Genomic DNA, 18,009 nt, shown 5'->3' on the forward strand with positions numbered 1-18,009 from the left:
GAAAGCGGTCGGCGCTATATGCTTGGCGCGTCGCACCAAAGCCCACTTACGATTGACCTGCCATACTTCAAGCCTTCGCCGTTGTTCGCCTGTCGGACCGATATCAGAGGTCGATGCTCTCCAGCTGATCGACGAAATACCGCCCCTTCTCCATGGTCAGGGTCTCTTCGAGCGCGGAGTGCAGCTTCTCAGGGCTGATCCCGGCGGCGCTCACATCGGCGATGATGTCCAGAGTCATGGACTCGTAGAACACCAGCACCTCGCTCTCCAGGGAGACCATGTTGACGCCGTTTTTCTGCATAACCTCGGCCACCCGAGCGATGGCTCCGGGCTTGTCGGGGATGACCAGCGAGGCGCGGACCAGCTTGGCCTGAGGGTCGAGAAGCGTCACCGAGAGCACGTACGATTCCATGTCCCCGACCAGCATCAGAGGATGTCCGTCCTTCAACCCCTCGACCTCGTCCAGGAACTCTTTGGGCACCTCGAACTCATTGTTGGCGATGAGGCTGGAGGCCTTATGCTTGCTCTTGATCGGCTTCGTGTGCACGGTCTTGGACCCCACGGCCGCACCCTTGGTATAGCGGTCGGCGATGTGCGAGACCTGGATATCTAGGGTGTCCACCAGGTCTAGCGCGGAGGCCCGCGCCTTCTTCATGCCGTCGAACTCCGCCTTGAGTTCGGCCGGTTCGCCGTAGTAGGATAGGTCGGCCAGCATCTTCCAGGTCATCGATACCCCGGAGATGTTGCTCAGCGACACTGAGTTGAGGATGTCGACGTTGCGGTCCGAGAGGAACTTCGCTGCCTGGGCGCAAGCGCCGGGCTTGTCGAGCATCTGGATCGTCAGCTGACATAGCTGCCTGTAGTTCTCCGGTCCGAAGGTCGATAGGACGATCTCGTAGGACGTGGATTCGCCATTTTCGTAGCGGAACATCGCGCTGAAGACCTGGCTTCCGTTGACCAGTCCCAGGGCTTGCCCCAGTTCCTCGTCGATCCTGATCTTGTTCCCGTGCAACCTTCCGAACTGCCAGAGTCTCATATGTTGACCGGGAACGCCAAATATCCTCGACCTTGATAAAGATTGGCAATCCGTGCACAGCAAACGATCCGACGAGGTCTCGGGATCGAAAGGGGGTGCGATACGGGCCATACCGCCAGCTCAGCGGTACAGGCAACGATGTTGGAATGCCACACTGCCTGCTGCCCTTGTACGGCCCCTTGAAGCCGGGGGCATTTTCGGTGGCGAGCTAAATATAGTAGATTGCTACTTAAGTAGAGCAATACTTAGTAGAGCACTACTATGTAGGAGACAAGATGTTCGGACGACGTTGTGACTTCAAAGGGTGCAAGATCAGCCCATTGCAGATGGTCATCCTCATGTTCCTGACCGAGCGGCCCATGTACGGGTATGAGGTCCTCAAGGAGGCGAGGGATCATTTCGAAGGAATATGGACTCCTCAGACCGGTTCGATCTACCCTGCGCTTAAACGCTTGGCCGAGTCCGGCCTGGTCGTTTCGGAGCAGAGGGACGGTACTGATTACTACTCCCTCACCGACGAGGGCGTGGAATGGGTCAAGGAAAGATTGAGACATGCGCCGAAGGACATCAGGTTGCTGTCGAAGTACCTGGAGCTTCTGGGTCTCGTAGCCGCTAAGTATAACATCGAGGGCGGCGGGCCGGCCCAGCGGTTCTCCGAGCTGTTCGAGAAGGAGGAGAATCCGGATCGGACGGAGCGGCAGAGGAAGCTGAAGCAGGCGCGAGAGCACATCGCCCAGCACCTCGCCGACATCGATAGGGAACTCAGCGAGATCGACTCTGAGGATATGAGGAAAGGAGGTAGGTGAAGTGACGGTTATAGTAGAGGTGGAGAACCTGTCGAAGCGGTTCAGCGAGGAAGTACTGGCCGTTGATAATATTTCGTTCTCCGTGAACGAGGGGGAGATATTTGGCTTCCTCGGACCGAATGGCGCCGGTAAGTCGACCACCATCAACATGCTGACCACGCTGCTGAAGCCGACCGGGGGGAAAGCCACCATAGCCGGTCTGGATGTTGCACACCAGCAGGACGAGGTGCGGAAGGTCATCGGACTGGTGCCGCAGGACCTGACGGTCGATGACGAACTGAGCGGTCGGGAGAACATGTATCTTCAGTCCGACCTGTACAACGTGCCTCGGGGCGAGGCCAAGAAGCGCATCGAAGAGCTGCTGAAGCTGGTGAACCTCGAGGAGGCCGCCGACCGGAGAGTGAAGACCTACTCCGGCGGCATGCGCAAGCGCCTGGAACTGGCAGAAGGTCTCATTCACCGCCCCCGCATTCTGTTCCTCGACGAGCCGACCCTAGGTCTGGATATCCAGACCCGTACGGCCATCTGGGAGTACATCCGGAATCTCAAGAAGAACAACGTCATCACCGTGTTCCTCACGACGCACTACCTGGAGGAGGCGGACGGGCTTTGTGATCGCATCGCCATCATCGATCACGGCAAGATCATCGCCCTGGATACCCCGGAGGAGCTGAAGCATGCCGTGGGCGGAGACGTCCTCAGCCTGGGGATAACCTCGGACAAGGACCTGACCGAGGCCATCAAGGCCATCCCCGGAGTGGTCAATGTCAAGAAGGAGGATGGGAGCTACCGCATCAAGGCACCCAAGGGTGAGGAACTGACGCCGATGGTGCTCAAGACGGTGTGGGATCAGGGAGCGACCATAACCTCTGTCAACCTTGCCCATCCGACACTGGATCAGGCCTTTCTGGAGTATACTGGACGGTCGATGAGGGATGCCGAGCAGAGCGGAGGGTTCGACAAGGCAGCTGCGGCCCGCGCTTCGAGGAGGAGGCGGTAACATGCTGCGCGAAAGTTGGTCTTTGACCGTCAGGGAGCTCAAGCACTGGTATCGCGTCAAGATCCAGATCTTCATGACCCTGATCCAGCCGATCGTGTGGCTTGGTCTCTTTGGGCAGGCTTTCAACATCGGGAGCTTCATTCCCGCCCCCATGATCCCCCAGTACTTCTCCGGCGCGCCGGACTACTTCTCGTTCATGGCTCTCGGCATGCTAGCGGTGAACGCGCTGTTCACCTGCATGTTCTCCGGGATGAGCATCGTGTGGGACCGGAGGTTCGGGTTCCTGAACAAGCTGAAGGTGGCGCCCATTCCCCGGGGAGCGATACCCCTGTCGAGGATCATGGCCACGGTCATACGGTCGCTCATCCAGGTGAGCATCGTTCTGATCATCGCGCTGGCGTTCCAGTATGTGCCAGGGCTGACCGGACTGACCTTGAAGGCTGGGTTCAACGTGATGGATTTAATGGGCATGTTCTTTGTGCTCTTCCTGCTGTCGGTGGCGTTCGCCTCGCTGTTCACCACCATAGCACTGGCCGTCGAGAACCAGGAGACGCTGTTCGGGGTCATCAATCTCCTGAACCTTCCTCTCATGTTCGCCTCGGCGGCCCTGTTCCCCACCGCCATGATGCCGGAATGGCTCAAGAACGTTGCCAACTACAACCCGCTGACCTGGGCCGCCGATGCGCTGCGCCAGTTCGCCTTCGTCGACACCGCCCCGATACATGATCTTGCGTTCGACATCCTGGGCCTGGTGTTCATCGCCGTGGTCCTGGCCGGTATGAGTGTGGTGGTCTCCAGGAAGCTGCTAAGCAACAAGTGATGGACGGCGGCAAACCCCTTTCATATTCATTTTATAAATTCCTTTTACAAAAAGACCAACTGCATCTGTCTCGTAATGAGTAGCTATATCCTTACAAGTGATAGATCATGACTATGAGACACAGTCAGGCTTTGTTCTTCTTCTTTTTTTAATAATTTCAAACCAAATTGAGATTGTTTAATTGAAAAATATCCTTGATTTTCTTCAAAGGAAAAGTATTATTAGTAATAAGTATCATTACATTTTAAGTTGGATGTATTATCCAACTATAGTGTATGGTTGGACATATTGTCCATAATCTGGAATGCATCGCTGTTCTTGGATTATGGCAAAAGGAGGAAAATGAAAATGGAGAAAAATAAAAGAAACGCAATTATTGCCATAATCCTCGTAGTGGCGATCGTAGCAAGCACCATTGTCATCGTCAGCAGTCCCGCTGCGAGCGGCAAATACTCCGCTACGGTGACCGATGCCCTCGGTCGAAATGTAACGATCTCGAACACCCCATCAAAAATTGTATCCTGTTCCCCGGACATCACCGAGACAGTATACGCTGTCGGCTTGGGCGAAAAGTTAGTCGGAGTAACTGACTATTGCGATTATCCATCTGATGTCGGTTCGCGGAAGGCGAACGGCTCATTGGCAACGATCGGAGGATACTCCACTCCGAACGTTGAAGCGATCGCTAAGCTTAGTCCGGATGTCGTCCTCATTTCCGGAGGCGTTTCTGCGCAAAAGACAATGGTCACTCAGCTGGAGCAGCTGAACCTCACAGTGGTGGCCCTTTACAAAGGTACCTCGTTCTCTGAAGTATATAAGAACATCCAGTTGGTCGGAACGATTGGAAACGCTCAGGCCAAGTCAGATGCCCTTGTCTCAAACATGCAATCTCATCTTCAATGGGTTGCGAATAAGCTCTCATCGGTAACGACCTCGCGATCGATCGCCGATGTCGTGTACATCGACCCGATTTATGTGGCGGGGAGCGACACCTACGTACAGGACATGATCAACGCATCAAAAGGGACGAATGTCTTCGTTTCCCAGAGCGGCTGGCCGGTCATATCCAGCGAGGGGATGATCGCCGCCGAGCCAGATGTCATGGTCATGAGTAGCAGCATGTTGATGAGTACCGGGCAGGATCTGCTCTCCTACCTCAGGAACGATAGCATATGGTCAACCATCTCGTCAGTCAAGACCGACAACACTTACGTCCTTACCGGGCAAGCCTCGAACCTGCTCAACCGCCCTGGGCCCAGACTTGTCGATGGTGTCGAGATAATGGCGGATATGCTGTACCCAAGCGCAATGGGCGTTACCCTGCCCAAGGTCCTGGATAGCAACTACACGAACTACATCAATTCCACGGCATCGTTCAGCGATGACAATATCCCGAAGACAGTCACTGATGGATTGGGTCGTTCGGTCACTCTGAGCGGTCAACCAACCAGAATAATCTCCACCAGCGATGTTCCTACCCAAATACTGTACGCTCTGGGTATGGGAAGCAAGATCATCGGTGTCAGCAGCGATGGAAGATACAACAACTCTGACAACATCAACGGTATCGGCAATCTGGGCAACTATCCCTCTGATGTCAAAGCTCGCCTGAACAGCGGCGAATTGGCCTCTGTAGGCGGTACATGGCATCAGAATGCCGAGACAATCGCCGCTTTACATCCCGATCTGGTAGTGCTGGATTCCGCATCATACTCATATTCCGGAATTGGCGACCAGCTCTCTGCATTGGGCATAACCTTCTTCGTCCTGCCGGACGAGGTGAGCCTGGGTCAGATTTATAATAACGTCCAGATGATGGGCGATCTGTTGGGCAAGAGCGCAACCGCCAGCAATATCGTATCCAGCATGGGCTCTTCCATCGATTCCACCCTTGATAAAATCGGCGGAACGTCATCCGACGAATCGTGCGCGTTCATTTTCCTCAGCAGCATAACCGGAGGGTGGGCAGTGGCCAACGGGACCTTCATGGACTCGCTCATCACCACGGCGGGAATGAAGGACGCGTTCGGTAATCAGAGCGGATGGATCGCGATTACTCTGGAAGCACTGGTTCAGGCCAATCCGGATGTCTTGATCATCGACCAGAGCATGGGCGGACTGGTGCAGGACTTCAACAGCACATGGGACCAGATGAGGACGGACCCGCTTTGGAGCCAAATACAGGCGGTCAAGGATGGCAAGGTCTATTTCGTGACCGGACTGGGAGCGGGTGTAATCGAAGACGCATCTATCCGAGCGGTCGAGGCAGTGACCATGTTTGCAATGATGGGCCACCCCGATGCTTTCCTCACTAAGATGCCTATGATCGTTGGAGACGATTATCAAACCTACTTGACCTGAGGTGAAATACATGGGCATCGAGGAAGCACCAACGAGCTGGATTCGTCGCAAAATAGGGAATTACGACGAATCCACTCATGGTGTGAAAAACGCCAAACTGAGGCTGATGACCATAATCGTCCTGGGGACGATTTCCCTGGTCACCCTCTTCATTCTTTCTCTTACTTTTGGGACGATTCCAATTTCTTTTTCCGACGCGATCAGTTCGACTCTCTATCTGGTCGAGCACTGGGGGAACCCAGCTACACTGAACGAACAGATCATCTATCTTCTCAGGATGCCAAGGGCTATCGCCGTTATCGCCGTGGGGGCCGGGCTTGCCACGGCCGGTACGGTCATGCAGGCCCTCATCAAGAACCCCCTGGTCGACCCATACATCACTGGAGTGTCCTCGGGAGCCAGCTTTGGCGTCGCCCTCACGGTCCTTGGCGGCGTCCTTTTAACGGGCGTATACTCATTCATCAGCATACCGATCGCAGCCATCGTGGGGGCCATCGGGGCGTTCTTCCTGACCATGGCACTGGCAGAAGGTTCCGGCGGAAGGGCGATGAGCTATGTGCTTGCTGGTGTGATAATTTCCATCGGGCTTAGTGCTGGAACAACCCTGCTAATGACCTTCAACAGCGAAAAGCTGCATGGGATATTGTTCTGGATGTTCGGGTCGTTCGCCTACATGACCTGGAACAACGCCATCATGATAACGATCCCCGTAGCTGTGATCCTGGGGATCATACTTTTTTACGCCAGGGACCTGAACACTCTTCTGCTGGGCGATGAGCAGGCTCAGCAACTGGGACTCAACATTAGGGCTTTGAAAAAGATCATGGTCGTGCTGGTTTCGATCCTCACCGCGCTGTGTGTCGCGTTCTGCGGGGTCATCGGCTTCGTCGGTCTTATCGTTCCGCATACGACCAGGATACTTGTCGGCGGGGACCATAGGTTGCTTCTGCCAGGATCAATGCTGGTCGGAGCCAACGTGTTGCTGGTAGCGGATATCGCATGCAAGACGTTGATGGTACCAACAGAGCTGCCAATCGGCGCCGTGATCGCGGCGATCGGCGTTCCGTTCTTCGCCTACTTGATGATGCGGGAGGGAAAGCGGTATGCAATGTGAAGAAGTGATACAGAGAAATGTTTCAGGTGGACTGGTAGCTGATGGGGGGCAATCGACCGATATAACCGTGCGGGCGGACAAGATCTCTTTCGGATATACCAGCAAGGGAACGCTCAAGGGGATTGACATCAAGGCGGGTAGGGGCGAGTTCATCGGCCTAATGGGGCCTAATGGCTCAGGCAAGACCACTCTGATGAGGTGTTTGAACAGGCTGCTCTCGATCCAAGAAGGGGCGATCTACCTCGTCAACAAGGACGTCAAGAGAATGACCATGATGGACATAGCCAAGGTCTGCACGACCATTCCGGCTAATGTTCCGGACGACTTCTCCCTTTACGTCCGCGACTTCGTGGCCCTCGGTCGGACGCCCTACATAACTAAACTGTGGTGGGAAGGGGACGAGGATGAGAAGTTGGTCGATGAGGCGCTCAAGGAGTTCGGTATCGCCGACTATTCTCAGCGCCGATTGACCGAGCTGAGCAGCGGTGAAAAGGCAAGGGTCCTACTGGCAAAAGGCGTTGTACAGCAGCCCAAGGTCATGCTGGTCGATGAGCCTAGCGCTCACCTGGACCTGAAATACAAGCTCCAGGTGATGGAATCCCTCCAGGCGCTCGCTCGTACGGGGATCACGGTCATCACCGCGTCGCATGACATCAATCTTCTAACCAAGTACTGCGACAAGATCATCTTGCTCAGCAAGGGAGAGATCGTAGACTACGGGACCCCTCGAGAGGTCGTCACCGAGGACGTGATCAGGGATGTCTATGGCGTGGAGGTCTCCATCATAACGAAGAACGATGCGATCTTCATCCTGCCCCTTAAGCCAGCAGTTGATGGGGCCAAGGCTGCCCCCTTGGACATCGGGAAATGAACGGCACAGCGAATGCTAGGCAATATGTTCGCGTAAATTACAGGCGGTAATCGTACATGACAGTAGGAGTATGGCAGAAGGCTCTTGCCCAGGAGGTTCTGGAGCCAGAGAAGAGATTGGTATGCAGGTTCCTCAGCGGAGAGAGCGTTTTCCGGCACGGTCGTGCTCTGATAGTACAGTTGCCAGAAGGCAGGAACACTCTCATCACCTCATGGTTAAATGGTGGCTATAGGGAGGACCTTAGGGCGGTTTTCAACAGTCAGACCATTGATGACGTTCATGGACATCTGAAGATCGAAGAGTACTCGCTCTATCTGAAGGTCATGGCCGAACGCCTTGGCTTGGATCCGGAGCGGACATCAGGCCTCTCCACCGCAGTCCATATGGATAATGCCTCCATAGTGACCAAGTCTTATCAAAGCACATCGGTGACGGCTATCGTGACCGGCGGGGTGGAGGGCAATGGCGGACGGGCCGGCGATCCCGCATCATACAACGAAGTAAGAGGCGTGGAACCGATCGGGGGGACCATCGTGACCATGCTGCTTGTAAATGGCGATATGCCCAAGCACACCATGGCCAGGGCAATAATGACCGCGACCGAGGCCAAGAGCTGTGCGCTGCAGCAATTGATGGCTCCCAGTCGTTATTCCACGGGGATTGCCACTGGTTCGGGGACCGATCAGATCGCGATAATTTCCGATCGCGACAGCAGCAATCGTCTTACTGATGCAGGAAAGCACTCCAAACTGGGTGAACTCATTGGAAAGTGCGTGATTGAGGCGACCACCGAGGCACTGAACAAGCATGGCGGGTTGAACCCGGCGTCCCAGAGGGACGCCATGGTCCGGTTAAAGCGATACCGCATCAACGAGAACGATTGTTGGACGGCATCAGCTCAGTTCCCTGGTAACATCGGGGAAGCGGAGTTCCGGTCGTCACTTCGAAATCTATCAAGGGAGCCAGAGATGGTGGCGGCGATCGGTTCGATACTCCACATAGTCGACGAGGTCTCCTGGGGGCTCATCCCCGAGGAAGAGGGTAACCGCTTCGGCAACAACATGATCGCCAGACTGCCTCAGATCCTGCGAGCGGGTCCCGAGGGCGATAGCAAGCTTATGATAAATGAGGCAAGCCCGATCCTCGCCAATCTCGTTTCAGGGCTAGCTCAGATGGTGAAGGAAGGGGGCGCGCGGGAATGAGCGAGGAAAGGAGGCCGGTGTACCCGTTCACGGCCATCGTTGGACAGGACGAGATGAAGGAGGCCCTACTGCTGAATGTGATAAATCCATCGATAGGTGGGGTCCTAATAAAGGGGGAGAAGGGAACCGCGAAATCGACAGCGGTTCGAGCATTGGCCGATCTTCTCCCGGCTAGGAACGTGGTAGCCAATTGTCCGTGTGGCTGCAGATGGGGAGATTGGGATCATGCCTGCCCCATATGCATAGGGCGTCAGGAAAGTGGCGAGGAGCTGAAGGAGGCAACGGTCCCCATGAGGGTCATCGAACTTCCGCTCAGCTCGACTGAGGACAGGGTCGCCGGAACACTGGACATCGAGCATGCCCTGAGGACAGGGAAGAAGAAGTTCGAACCGGGCGTATTGGCCAAAGCGAACGGCAACATCCTCTACGTAGACGAGGTCAACCTGCTGGATGATCATCTGGTCGACCTGTTGCTGGACGCAGCGGCGATGGGGGTCAACTTTGTGGAAAGGGAGGGCGTCTCGTTCTCCCACCCAGCCCGCTTCACCCTGGTGGGGACGATGAACCCCGAGGAAGGGGACCTGAGGCCTCAGCTGTTGGATCGATTCGGACTGCAGGTGGAGGTCAAGGCTGAACAAGACATTACTCAGAGAATGGAAGTAGTCCGAAGGAGGCTCTCGTTCGAAAGGGACCCCGAAGGCTTCTGCGATGACTGTAAGGATGAGCAAGAAAGGCTGAGGAGCGAACTGATCAGCGCCCAGGGCCGGTTGTTGAGGCTCAAGGTAGAGGATGAGATCCTGGAGACGGCGGTCAGCATCTCCCTTCACCTTGGAGTCGACGGCCACCGTGCCGACCTCACCCTGGTGAAGGCAGCCATGGCCTCGGCCGCACTGTGGGGCAAGTGCGCCGTGGGCAAGGAGGACGTGATAAAGGTTTCCAACCTGGTCCTGCCGCATCGGATGCGGAGGGGCCCGTTCCAGGATTCCAAGTTCGACAAGGGGGAATTCAGTAGTTGGCTGCAGGAACATATCCAATCGGCATGAGGAAGACCTTTCCCCTGTCTGCGGTCGTGGGTCAGGAGAACGTCAAGAAGGCTCTGCTCTGCGCTCTCGCATCGGACAGCATCAACGGAGTCCTAATCACGGGACCGGTCGGAACGGCTAAAAGCACCCTGGCCAGGGCCCTCGATGATTTGATACCTGGGCGGAAGATCATCAATCTCCCCCTGAACGCTACCGAAGAGCAGATCATCGGGGGGCTGGATCTGGAGGTAGCGCTCACCACCGGAAAGAAGAGGTCCTTGTCCTCAGTTCTTGATCGTGCCGATGGTAACATCCTATACATCGATAGTATCAACCTGCTTCCCGAGCGCCTAATCCACACGATAATGGACGCATCGATCGAGCACAGGTCTCTCGTGGAAAGGGAGGGGATATCATCCCTCAACGAATGCCGTTTTCTCCTCGTAGGAACGATGGATCCGGAGGAAGGCGAGCTATCACCACATCTTTTGGATCGGTTCGATGTCTGTGTCAGCATTGCGGCCGCGAATGATGTCGAGCAAAGGGTGGAAATCCTTCGCCGCGGGCTCAGATACGATTCAAATCCCGCCGGTTTTCAGCAAGATTATGAGCAAAGTGAGGAGGAGCTGAGGGATATGGTCCTGGTCGCCAGGGAGAAGGCTCCCTATGTGCTGATCCCTCCCGGCCATTATGATGCGATCGCCAGGCTATGTCAGGACCTGGGTGTGGAAGGTCATCGCGGGGATATCGCTCTAGCCCGGACCGTATCGGCGCTCGCTGCCCTCCATGGACATGACCAGATAACCCTCGAAGACCTCAAAGAGGCCGTACCGCTTTGCCTTGAACATAGAAGGAGAGATCAATGCCCAGAGGAACAACCCCCGTTTCCTGAGAGCTCACCCCCTCCTTCGGCCGAGGACCAAAGGCAGGATGAGGGTGAGCGGCCTCCAGAAAGGCCGGACGAACCTTCGAACGATAAGGTCCCAGAAAGCATGCAGCCTCCCCCCTCGGATGGCAAGATGGAGGACAAGGTGTTCTCCGTGGGGAGGCCTTTCGCCGTCGTGGATTATATCGGCGAGGATAGGCGGCGGAAGGCTCTGACCTCAGCCCACGGTCGGAGGGACCGCATCGTCACATCGGACCGTTCAGGGAGATATACCTCTTTCCAGGTACCTCAGGGAAAGCTTCATGATGTGGCTTTCGACGCCAGTATCAGGGCCGCTGCACCTTACCAGCGGTCCAGGCATCGGAACGGTGTGGCCGTGGCACTGGAGTTATCCGACATCCGGGAGAAGGTAAGGGAAAGAAAGCGTGGCACAAGAATTCTTTTCCTGGTGGATGCCAGTGGATCGATGGGTGCACAGCAGCGCATGATCGCCGTCAAGGGAGCGATACTCGCCCTGCTCAAGGATGCATATCAGAAGAGGGATGAGGTCGGAATGGTCTCCTTCCGCAAGGATGCCGCGGAGGTGACCCTTCCTATGACCAGGAGCGTACTGATTGCATCAAGGAAGTTGGAAGAGATGCCTACGGGCGGCAGGACTCCGCTGGCCCAAGGCCTTGCCAAGGGCTGCGAGATGCTTCTGAAGGATGCATCACCTCGTTCAGGATGCGATCCGGTCATGGTCATCCTCACCGATGGTCGAGCGAATGTTCCAATGAACGGGGGAAAGCCAGTACAAGAGGCGATCGACTTCGCGCATAAGGTTTCCGCCACGGGTATCCGATTCGTAGTGGTGGATACGGGGGCAGCCTTCCCCCGGCTGGACCTGGCGCTCAGATTGTGCATGGCATTAGAAGGGACGTATTTCCGGCTGGAAGAGCTGGACGCCAGCTATTTGGCATCCTCGGTGAGGGCGATTGTTGGCAGATGAATGAGCAATCGGAAGGTGCAACATGTTCCAAATCGCAATTTATGGGAAGGGAGGAATTGGAAAATCCACCGTCTCGGCCAACCTCTCGGTAGCACTGGCCAAGACTGGTCAGAGGGTACTGCAGATAGGGTGTGATCCCAAACATGATTCGACGAGACTGTTGTTGAGAGGACAGACTCCCACCACCGTTCTTGAGTACCTGAGGACTGTCCCGGAGGAAAAGCGTAGGTTGGATGACATCCTGCGTACTGGGTCCTTCGATATAAAATGCGTTGAGGCCGGAGGTCCCGAGCCAGGTGTTGGATGTGCCGGAAGAGGAATTCTGACCACCTTCGAAGCACTGAAGAAATTGGGGCTAGAGGAGCAGAGCTTCGACATCAAGCTGTACGATGTACTGGGGGATGTGGTCTGCGGAGGTTTCGCCGTTCCCCTGCGGAAGGATTACGCGGATGCCGTATACATCGTTACCTCGGGCGAGTTCATGTCCCTCTATGCGGCGAACAATATCCTTAGAGGGATCAATAACTTCGACGGAAACGCGAAGAGGGTGGCGGGGCTGATACTCAATGGTCGGGGAATCGAACGGGAAGATCAGACGGTGAGCGCTTATGCTGATGCGGTAGGGATACCCATCGTCGCCAGGATACCTCGAAGCGAGCTATTCATCCGATCGGAAAGGAAAGCCGTCACCCTTGTCGAACTATATCACGACTCTGCCCCGGCCAGGATACTCATGGACCTGGCCAATCATGTCGCCAAGGTATCAAAAGACCCATCGATGCTTAGAAAGGGGACCCCCCTGGACGATGAAGATATGAACGGCCTCGCCATGGGCCATTTCGAGAAGTTGGGAAGCAGAAGGTTCCTTCATTTTCATTCAGATGCTGAGACCGGCAACAAGCCCGTCGAGGGTGAAGGCCGCAAGAAGAGATGCACGGCCGATAGGGCCGTGATCCACACATGCGCGACGAACGGAGCGGTCAACTGTGCGTCCCAGGTCCTCGACGCGGCCATTATCATCCACGGCCCGAGGAGCTGTGGCCACCTCATGTCTGCGAGCATGGACTACTATGCGCTTTCCTCGAGCAAGCGAAACGGTACGAACCCGGAACGGACCATCGGCCGTAGAGTCGTCACAACAGACATGGACGACAGCATGTCCATCTTCGGAGGGGTCAGGAAGCTCGAGTCGGTGATTCGTGATAAGGTGAACGAGGGATGGAGGACCATATTCGTGGTCACGACCTGCGCCTCAGGCATCATAGGTGACAACGTCGCGCCCGTGGCAAGGCGCATAGAAGAGAGATGTCCAGACACGACTGTCAAGGTGGTCTATGCTGACGGCAACATCACCGGAGAGTTCGACCAGGGGTACCTGGACGCACTTGCCGAGGTCATCGATCTGGCCGATATGAATGTGCAGCCAGAGGCCGACATGGTAAATGTCGTTGGAGAGCGGGATTTCTTTATCTACAATCGAGACAGCAGCTACAAGAAGGCCGAGGAACTGCTGGGGCGGCTTGGTCTGAGGGTCAATTGCCGTTTGGTCAGCAAGACCACCACGGCTGCGATCAAGGACTTAAGGAAGGGTGCGCTGAACATCAAGGCCCAGAATGATCAGCTGTCAAATCGGATGGCAGAAAAAATCAGGGAGAAGTCGGGGATCAAGACGTTCGACCTTCCGCTCCCGGTCGGTTTGAGCGAAACGGAGAGATGGATGATCGAGCTGGCAAAATATACCAGCTGCACAGAAGGTGTGGGGAAGGCCATCGATGAGCTGCGATCAGAATATCATTCGAGGCTATCGAGGGTCCGTCCGAACCTGGAGGGGAAGAAGGTGGCCGTCTATCTTCGCTTCACCCAAGACGTCGAGTGGCTACTAGACCTCATTCAGGATGTGGGCGCCCGCATACAGATGATTGGTTTGGATAGAAGGTTATCCTCTGTCGCAGGTGAGCTTTCTTTAGGGAAGATGGAATCGGCGAAGATCCTACAGAACCTTTCGGTGACCGAGACTATGGCCATCCTCGAATCCGAAAGACCGGACCTTCTCCTGACCGACTGCCGGATGTCACAGACTTGCCCCTGCCACCATGATATCGTTCATCGACCGGATGTGGGCATCTCTTCATCCATCGAAATGGCCGAACGCTGGAGCCGCATCATCCGTCTGCCGGCGGTCGAAGAATGGAAAGTGGAAGTGAGAGCATGCTGAGCATCGACGCCGATGGCCTTACTGGCAGTCTAATGGCGATCGAGAGCTTTCCCGATGCCCGTGCGATATTGAACGGCCCTGGAGGCTGCCGCAACTACCATTCCTTCCTTTCCGAGCTGCATTATCCCAGACCTATGGTGAGGGACGAGCCAACCTTCCAGGAGCAATATTTCTTCGGCCAGTCTAGGATACCTTGCACTTACCTCGACGAGGAGGACTATATTCGTGGTGCGATAGATAAGGTGGAGGATCTTATCGGAGTAGTGAGGGACAAAGGAGATACTTTGTCCGTCATCATCAACTCCCCCGGTGCTGCCCTCATCGGGGATGATATCGGCGGAGCGATCGTGCGCAACGGGCTCTCGGGTAAGATGCTATCCCTGGAGGACGTGCTGGTGTCGACGCCAGTTTCCAGCAGTTATGATGCCACCGTACGCTCCATCATAGCCTCTTTGGATATTTCGCCGGCGGATAGAGTAAGCCAAACGGTCAATCTGCTGGGGATGTCCATCCTGAACAAAGGGTGGAGGGACGACGTCATGGAGCTGCGTCGGATCCTGACTCAGATGGGAGTAAAGATCCTTTCGACGCCCGGGGCAGGGAGCACAGTGTCAAAGATCACCGACTCGGTGAAAGCGTCCTGCAACATCGTCGTAAGCCCTGAACTCGGATTGAGGACCGCTGAGCTCTACAAGGAGAGGTATGGCATCCCGTATATCATACCCTCTGATGGCGCTCCCGTGGGCTTCAAGGCGGTCAGGAACTGGATCGAGCAGGTTGCCAAGGCTACGGGGTCGGACCCGATCGGCGCGACTCTGTCATTATCTTCCCGCCGGGTGGAGGCATGCCGCCTTCTGACAAGGTTCCAATTCCATACTACTCTTCCAAAGGGCGCGACCTTCGCCATCAAGGCGGACAGCTCGATGGCACTGCCATTGACCGAGTTCCTCATGAACTACCTCGGAATGATCCCCGTAGCGGTGCGAGTAAACCCAGGCGAGTATCTGCCTATGGCAGAACGTCTACGATCCCTACTCGAGGAGAGTGGGTTCGGGGGCGCGTGGGACAGAGACATTACCCATGATCGCGCGGACATCGTCCTGGCTGACGGGCATTCGGTCAGGCTCTTAAAAAGAATGGGAGCTTGCCAGGGAGGAGTAGACCTAGGGCTTCCGTCATTGGATAGATTCGACTTCATCCCCCGGCCGCTGATGGGGCCCCAGGGAACGATGCATATTCTGGACGAGATAATCAACAGCTTGTGATAAAATGGGGAGGAGATCCGGGACCAATCGAAGGACCGGCCGATCAGCTCAATCATCGAGAATCTGGGCAATAGCCCTGAGGCTCAAGGTATCGCAGATCCGCTCGGCGATAGAAACAGAATCCTCGTCCGGACCGGCTACCCCGTTCCTTACGAGATATGGCAATATATCCCGGTCGTAAGCCCCCATGTATGTGGAGAGCACGCAGTGCAGTGCACTCAGTCCGACAATCATCAAAGTATCGCAGCCCCTGTCTCGAAGAATCGCTTCCAGTTCGGTTTTATTAAAAGCGTTCATGTAGCGCTTGACAATCACGATATCGTTCTTCTCTGTCTTTATCTCAGACAGGTACTCGAATGCGGAGCTCCCAGTCACCATCCCTTTCTCTTCGTATGAATGGTAGGACAGGATGATGGGCGCCCCACACCTTCTGAAGATCGATATCGCTTCATTCATTGCATCCATGTGAACATCAACCGATGCCCTCAATCCTCTGGATATCTCCATCCAACCATTCTGGACATCTATGACTAGCAACGCAGGCTTCAAATACTCACCTTCCGCCGATCTCACTGATACTGACAGAGGAAATGGAAGATGCCACCCTCTCTTTGGGCGGTAGAGAAGTGGCATCCCGATGCCCACCCACTGAAGAGCATCTGTCGTCCCCATCATCCTCCGTTTTTCATCCGCTTTATTCATCCCCCCTTCATGCGCCGATCTAGCCTCATGTACTGCTCTTCTTCAGCACTTTCAGGCTCCCGATGAAGAAGGCGATCCCGAAGCCGACTAGCACCACCAGGGAGACCCAGGGGAACGACTGGTCTAAAGCAGCCGCTCTAAGGCATTGGCTGGCATGCGTCAACGGCAGAACATTCAATATCACTCTTAATGCGTCGGGCACCTGGCTGAGCGAGAAGAATGTCCCGCAGAGAAAGCTCATCGGCAATATCACTAGGTTGCTGAAGGTGGCCATGTCGGCATGCGATCTGATCATCAGCGCAGCGAGCACCCCCATCAGGGAGAAGGTAAAGCATGAGGCTAACAACGCGAGGAAGAATAGGGGCCCTATTGCCAGTTGTGGTGACAGCAGCAGACCCACAGCAAGTAGCGCGAAGCAGCTCAACAAGCCTCTGACCACTCCGATGAGCGCTTTCCCTACGACGATCGACGCTAGGCTTATCGGGGACATGAGCATCTCATCGAAGCTCTTATAGTACAATCGATCGACGTTGAGCTTCATAGCAGCTCCACCGAAGCATACGGACATCGAGGTAAGAGCGATGATGCCCGGGATCACGAACGCGATGTAGTCAACCCCGTCGAAAGTGATCCCCTGTCCTAGACCATACCCGAACGCCAGGAGGTACAATATTGGATTGACGAGGCTGGTGGCTACAGTGGACACGACATGGCGCCTCAGGAATCTCAGGTCCACCCACAGTACGGTGAACGTGTCTTTGTACAAGTTCATCATCAAGCATCACCGACCTTTTGACCAGTAAGCTCAACGAACACATCCTCAAGATTGGAATCCCGGATGATTACCGTCTTGTCCGCAGCACCGACGTCCTTGAGGTAGTTCACCGCCTCGACCCGGTCCGAAAAATACTGATAACGGGTCTCCTTGCTCTCATAGAGCATCTCCACGGCCGTCATTCCCAGTCGTTTTCTGAGATCGATGGGCGAGCCCTGTGCGATGATCCGCCCATGATCGACGATGCCGACGCGCTGACACAGTGCCTCGGCCTCCTCAATATAGTGGGTTGTCAGCAGAATGGTCGTGCCCTCCTTGTTCAAGGAGCGCACTAAATCCCATAACTTCCGCCGGTATTGAGCGTCCAGGCCGACTGTCGGTTCGTCCAGGAAGAGCACCCTCGGACGGTGGATCAAACAGCAAACGATGGTCAGCTTTTTCTTCATGCCTCCGGACAAGGTCTCGACCATCTTGTCGGACTGTTCGGTCAATCCCGCATAGTCCAGAAGCTCATCGATGCGCTTCTTTCGTTCGGCGGCGGGGATGCGATGGAGACGACCATGGAGCTCCATGTTCTCCCTTACCGTTAAATCCCGGTCCAGGCTAGTGTGCTGTTGCACCACGCCAATAAGCTCCTTTACATTGTCGGCCTCTTCCAAGACGTCGAACCCCCCGACCCTGACCCTACCAGAGGTCTGTTTTGTTAGGGTCGTCATGATCCGTATGGTAGTGGTCTTTCCCGCCCCGTTGGGGCCGAGGAGCCCATAGATCTCACCGGACCGGACCGTGAGGTTAAGGCCATTGACCGCTGTGACCTTGCCATACTGCTTTGTAAGTCTCTCGATCTGAATGATGTCTTCCATACCCACGCCCTCCTTCGTTTTTCTTCTCGATATCCATATGTTTACATTTTCACTTAGGTGCAAGGTCAAGAGCTATCGGCCGT

Annotated in this window: 15 protein-coding genes; 11 read left to right on the forward strand and 4 right to left on the reverse strand. The window is 55.4% G+C overall.

Annotated elements, in window-relative coordinates; all coding sequences use genetic code 11:
• Positions 1–103: 103 nt before the first annotated feature.
• The gene (locus SA339_02295; protein ID MDW5562029.1) at positions 104–1,036 is read right to left on the reverse strand and encodes a hypothetical protein; all 933 of its coding nucleotides are present in this window, start codon (positions 1,034–1,036) and stop codon (positions 104–106) included.
• Positions 1,037–1,311: 275 nt separating this feature from the next.
• Between SA339_02295 and SA339_02300 the strand changes: the two genes are divergently transcribed.
• The 11 genes from SA339_02300 to SA339_02350 all read left to right on the forward strand — a co-directional run bounded on the left by SA339_02300 (position 1,312) and on the right by SA339_02350 (position 15,586).
• Complete coding sequence (locus SA339_02300; GenBank protein MDW5562030.1) at positions 1,312–1,842, forward strand: PadR family transcriptional regulator; 531 nt, start codon at positions 1,312–1,314, stop codon at positions 1,840–1,842.
• A 1-nt stretch (position 1,843) separates the two neighbouring features.
• Complete coding sequence (locus tag SA339_02305; protein MDW5562031.1) at positions 1,844–2,842, forward strand: ATP-binding cassette domain-containing protein; 999 nt, start codon at positions 1,844–1,846, stop codon at positions 2,840–2,842.
• Between the two features lies 1 nt (position 2,843).
• A complete protein-coding gene (locus SA339_02310) occupies positions 2,844–3,662 on the forward strand; it encodes an ABC transporter permease (GenBank protein MDW5562032.1) in 819 nt (272 codons plus the stop codon).
• A 348-nt stretch (positions 3,663–4,010) separates the two neighbouring features.
• The gene (locus SA339_02315; GenBank protein MDW5562033.1) at positions 4,011–6,023 is read left to right on the forward strand and encodes a helical backbone metal receptor; all 2,013 of its coding nucleotides are present in this window, start codon (positions 4,011–4,013) and stop codon (positions 6,021–6,023) included.
• A 106-nt stretch (positions 6,024–6,129) separates the two neighbouring features.
• Positions 6,130–7,137: an iron ABC transporter permease gene (locus SA339_02320; GenBank protein MDW5562034.1), complete on the forward strand. Its 1,008-nt coding sequence runs from the start codon at positions 6,130–6,132 to the stop codon at positions 7,135–7,137.
• Positions 7,127–8,008: an ABC transporter ATP-binding protein gene (locus tag SA339_02325; GenBank protein MDW5562035.1), complete on the forward strand. Its 882-nt coding sequence runs from the start codon at positions 7,127–7,129 to the stop codon at positions 8,006–8,008. The genes SA339_02320 and SA339_02325 overlap by 11 nt, the downstream gene beginning before the upstream one ends.
• A gap of 56 nt (positions 8,009–8,064) precedes the next feature.
• Positions 8,065–9,210, forward strand: coding sequence for an adenosylcobinamide amidohydrolase (locus SA339_02330; GenBank protein ID MDW5562036.1), 1,146 nt, complete (start codon positions 8,065–8,067; stop codon positions 9,208–9,210).
• Entirely contained in the window at positions 9,207–10,253 is a 1,047-nt protein-coding gene (locus tag SA339_02335; GenBank protein MDW5562037.1) for an AAA family ATPase, read from the forward strand. Before SA339_02330 ends, SA339_02335 begins: the two co-directional genes overlap by 4 nt.
• Positions 10,223–12,106 carry a VWA domain-containing protein gene (locus SA339_02340; GenBank protein MDW5562038.1) on the forward strand — a complete coding sequence of 628 codons (1,884 nt, stop codon included), beginning with the start codon at positions 10,223–10,225 and terminating at the stop codon, positions 12,104–12,106. Before SA339_02335 ends, SA339_02340 begins: the two co-directional genes overlap by 31 nt.
• A gap of 22 nt (positions 12,107–12,128) precedes the next feature.
• Positions 12,129–14,321, forward strand: coding sequence for a nitrogenase component 1 (locus SA339_02345; protein ID MDW5562039.1), 2,193 nt, complete (start codon positions 12,129–12,131; stop codon positions 14,319–14,321).
• Positions 14,294–15,586 (forward strand): nitrogenase component 1, encoded by a 1,293-nt coding sequence (locus SA339_02350; protein MDW5562040.1) that lies wholly within the window; start codon positions 14,294–14,296, stop codon positions 15,584–15,586. The genes SA339_02345 and SA339_02350 overlap by 28 nt, the downstream gene beginning before the upstream one ends.
• Before the next feature lie 48 nt (positions 15,587–15,634).
• Here SA339_02350 and SA339_02355 read toward each other — a convergent pair whose 3' ends face one another.
• Genes SA339_02355 through SA339_02365 form a run of 3 tightly spaced genes read right to left on the reverse strand, consistent with a single transcriptional unit; the run spans position 15,635 to position 17,926 of the window.
• Positions 15,635–16,288, reverse strand: a complete 654-nt coding sequence (locus SA339_02355; protein ID MDW5562041.1) for an isochorismatase family cysteine hydrolase — start codon at positions 16,286–16,288, stop codon at positions 15,635–15,637.
• A gap of 25 nt (positions 16,289–16,313) precedes the next feature.
• Complete coding sequence (locus SA339_02360) at positions 16,314–17,060, reverse strand: ABC transporter permease (GenBank protein ID MDW5562042.1); 747 nt, start codon at positions 17,058–17,060, stop codon at positions 16,314–16,316.
• Between the two features lie 2 nt (positions 17,061–17,062).
• The gene (locus SA339_02365; protein ID MDW5562043.1) at positions 17,063–17,926 is read right to left on the reverse strand and encodes an ABC transporter ATP-binding protein; all 864 of its coding nucleotides are present in this window, start codon (positions 17,924–17,926) and stop codon (positions 17,063–17,065) included.
• Positions 17,927–18,009: the final 83 nt, after the last annotated feature.

Origin of the sequence: Methanomassiliicoccus sp. (genome assembly GCA_033485155.1) — an archaeon.
GTDB lineage: Archaea > Thermoplasmatota > Thermoplasmata > Methanomassiliicoccales > Methanomassiliicoccaceae > UBA6.

Coding starts and splice junctions, on each gene's coding strand:
- SA339_02295 (MDW5562029.1), bottom strand. CDS start 1,036: ATGAGACTCTGGCAGTTCGGAAGGTTGCACGGGAACAAGATCAGGATC.
- SA339_02300 (MDW5562030.1), top strand. CDS start 1,312: ATGTTCGGACGACGTTGTGACTTCAAAGGGTGCAAGATCAGCCCATTG.
- SA339_02310 (MDW5562032.1), top strand. CDS start 2,844: ATGCTGCGCGAAAGTTGGTCTTTGACCGTCAGGGAGCTCAAGCACTGG.
- SA339_02315 (MDW5562033.1), top strand. CDS start 4,011: ATGGAGAAAAATAAAAGAAACGCAATTATTGCCATAATCCTCGTAGTG.
- SA339_02320 (MDW5562034.1), top strand. CDS start 6,130: ATGACCATAATCGTCCTGGGGACGATTTCCCTGGTCACCCTCTTCATT.
- SA339_02325 (MDW5562035.1), top strand. CDS start 7,127: ATGCAATGTGAAGAAGTGATACAGAGAAATGTTTCAGGTGGACTGGTA.
- SA339_02330 (MDW5562036.1), top strand. CDS start 8,065: ATGACAGTAGGAGTATGGCAGAAGGCTCTTGCCCAGGAGGTTCTGGAG.
- SA339_02335 (MDW5562037.1), top strand. CDS start 9,207: ATGAGCGAGGAAAGGAGGCCGGTGTACCCGTTCACGGCCATCGTTGGA.
- SA339_02345 (MDW5562039.1), top strand. CDS start 12,129: ATGTTCCAAATCGCAATTTATGGGAAGGGAGGAATTGGAAAATCCACC.
- SA339_02350 (MDW5562040.1), top strand. CDS start 14,294: ATGGAAAGTGGAAGTGAGAGCATGCTGAGCATCGACGCCGATGGCCTT.
- SA339_02355 (MDW5562041.1), bottom strand. CDS start 16,288: ATGAATAAAGCGGATGAAAAACGGAGGATGATGGGGACGACAGATGCT.
- SA339_02360 (MDW5562042.1), bottom strand. CDS start 17,060: ATGAACTTGTACAAAGACACGTTCACCGTACTGTGGGTGGACCTGAGA.
- SA339_02365 (MDW5562043.1), bottom strand. CDS start 17,926: ATGGAAGACATCATTCAGATCGAGAGACTTACAAAGCAGTATGGCAAG.